General features: G+C 72.7%; 2 protein-coding genes and 1 pseudogene. All 3 read right to left on the reverse strand.

The genetic code is table 11. The features are described 5' to 3' along the window. Nucleotides 1-573, reverse strand: a pseudogene (locus tag QZ500_RS06430) (hypothetical protein); the annotation flags it as partial. Next, nucleotides 570-1,217: a type VI secretion system-associated protein TagF gene (gene tagF, locus QZ500_RS06435; RefSeq protein ID WP_295852453.1), complete on the reverse strand. Its 648-nt coding sequence runs from the start codon at nt 1,215-1,217 to the stop codon at nt 570-572. The pseudogene QZ500_RS06430 and the gene tagF, both read right to left, overlap by 4 nt. Next, on the reverse strand, nt 1,214-2,690 hold a 1,477-nt coding region (gene tssM / locus QZ500_RS06440; RefSeq protein WP_295852457.1), incomplete at its 5' end, for a type VI secretion system membrane subunit TssM. The genes tagF and tssM, both read right to left, overlap by 4 nt.

Genomic DNA, 2,690 nt, shown 5'->3' on the forward strand with positions numbered 1-2,690 from the left:
GTAGGTGGTGCCGCGCTCCTGCCAGAAGCGGTAGACCTTCAGCAGCGAGGGATGGTCGAACTGCGCCAGCAGCCGGGCCTCGTTGATGAAGGAGCGCATGCCCAGGTCGAAGGTCTCGCGGTGGCGCGCCGACAGCGGCGCGATGGTGCCGTCGCCGGTGCGCGTGGCCAGCGAGGTGGGCAGGTATTCCTTGATGGCGACCACTCGCTCGAGCGTGTGGTCCCAGGCCTCGTAGACCACGCCGAAGCCGCCCTGGCCGATGGCGCGGGTGATCTCGAATTCGGCCAGCAGGCTGCCCGGCGGCAGGGTGCCGGCGTCGCCGCCGCTGCGCCCGCCGCCTGTAGTCGCGGCACCGGCACCGGCACCGGTGCGCGTCCGGCTCGCCGGAAAGGCGCTGCCGGTGACCACGCGCGTCGCATCGCCACCCAGGTCGCCACCGCCGGTCACGACCCGGGTGGCGTCGCCGCCATTCGCGCCGGCCTGGGCACCGGTCACCACGCGCGTCGCCTCGTCGGGGCCGGGCGCGCCGCCGCCGAAGACGCGGGTCGGTTCGTCAGGACGCGCCTCGCTCATCGCGCGACCTCCGGCAGGCTGCCTTCGGTGCGGTCGTCGAAACCGAAGAGCAGGTCGAAGCGCGTGCCGCGCGGCAGTCCGGCGGCGGTGAGGACCGGGGCGCCGGTCGCCTCCGGCTGCGTGAGCCACAGCGACTGGCCGTGCGTGGGCCAGGCCGGCGCCTCGCCCGCCTCCGTCGCCGAGCCGGTGCTGCCGTGCATGGCGGCCAGCAGCGCATCGAAGGCGGCGGCATCCAGGTCCTGCTCCAGCGCCTGCAGCGCGGCCTGTGCGGCGCATCGCCACCACGCCAGCAGCGCGGGCCACTCGGCGGCGGCGGGCATCGTGCCCTGCAGCGGCGCGGCCACGGTGAAGGGAAAGTAGCGGCCCACGCCGTCGACCGAGGGCATCATCACGCCGGCCCAGGCCTGGCCGTCGGCCACGCCGGGCGCGAGCACGAAGAACCACAGCGGCCCTTCCAGGTAGCGCGCGTGCCATTCGCCCTCATGGCGCAGGCGCAGCTGCATCAGGCCTTCCTGCAGCCAGCCGTCCCAGGCCGCGCGGAACGCCGCCGGCAGCCTTCGGTGCGCGAAGTCGCCGATGCCCGGCAGCTTGCCGAACCAGCCGGGCAGCGCCTGCGGCTCGGCCAGGAAGTGCGCCGCCCTCACAGACCCTCCGGGCAGGAGAACTCGCGCAGTTCCTTGAGCCGGATCGGATGCTGCACGCTGTTGGTCGTGACTTCGAAGCGGGCGCGCCGCGCATCGAGCTGGAAGGTGATGAAGAACTTCTCCGGTCCGTCGCCCGAGGCCAGCTGGCCGCGGTCGAGCATCTTGAACAGCGCCCACGGCCCTTCGGTGACCTGGCCCGAGGTGCCGCCCGAGGTGGGCGGTGCGATGGTCAGGCGCACCTGGTTGGTGTTGCGCGGGCCGGGCCACTGCACGGTCATCGGCACGATGGGGCCGTGCGCGTACTTGACCACCTGGCCGTCCACGTCGAGCGCGAAGCTGGTGATGCCGGCGTCCATCTCCACCGGCTTGAAGTCCAGCCGCATGCCCGGCGTGCGGCCGCCGCCGCGGAAGAACACCTGCCTGATCAGGTCCGCCCGCTCGAACTGCTGCAGCGCCGCCGGCGAGATGGCGCCCTGCTCGGCGACGGGCTTGTAGCGCCACGGCCGGCGGCTGGTGTCCACCAGCTGCGCCAGCTTCTTCTGGAAGAAGTCGTCCATCAGCCCGCCGGGGCCGAACATCTGGCCGAAGTCCTCGGGCAGCACGTCGCGGCTGCTGCTTTCCACGAAGGGATAGCGGCCGGCGATGGCGCGCTGGCAGAACTCGGTGACCGGGCGCAGGTCCTGGCTCAGGTTGCCGCGCTCGGCCACGCGGGCCTGGGCGGCGCCGGTGCTGCTGAGGTTCTCGATCATCGAGCGCACCGGGTCCGGCAGGCGGCCGGCGTCGGACTTGAGCTTGCCGGCCACGTCGCCGGGCGGCGGCGCGCTGCGGCTCTTGACGGCCGTGTCCACCGCCGTGAGATAGACGTAGACCTCGTTGAACAGCTTGAGTGCGTCGTCGATGGGCGCCGGCTGGCCTGGCGCCGCGGGCGTGACCAGCCGGCGCAGGCTCTCGAAGCGGTCGTCCACGATGGACTCGATGCTCTTGCCCACCGGCACCGCACGCTGGGCGTCGGCGCCGCCGCCGAACAGCTCCTCCAGGCCCTTGCGCGTGTTGCGCACGGTTTCGGCGGCCTTGCCGACGGCGGACTTGTCGTCCTTCGCAGGCGTGAGCGTAGTCTGCCTGACCACCGCGCGCAGGAAGTTGGCCAGCGGCGAATCGGCGCCCGAGACGATGCGCGCGATGTCGATGTTCTTCTCCAGCCCGCCGGCACGGATCAGGCGCACGTCGGCCAGCAGGGCCTGCCACAGGCGCGCGTATTCCTCCAGATAGAGGCGCCGCACGCGGTCGGTGAGCTGGCCCAGGGCCGCGGCATCGCGGGCACGGTCGGCGGCGCTCTTCTCCTGGCCGAGCACCCACGGGTCTTCCGCCGCGAGCTGGCCGGTGACCAGCACCACCGCGTTCTGGAAGCGCTGGTGGTAGCCGTCGTAGGTGAACAGGCCCGGCACGCCTTCGGTCAGCGGCTTGCCGCTCGGC

Origin of the sequence: uncultured Xylophilus sp. (genome assembly GCA_913776965.1) — a bacterium.
Lineage (GTDB): Bacteria > Pseudomonadota > Gammaproteobacteria > Burkholderiales > Burkholderiaceae_C > Xylophilus.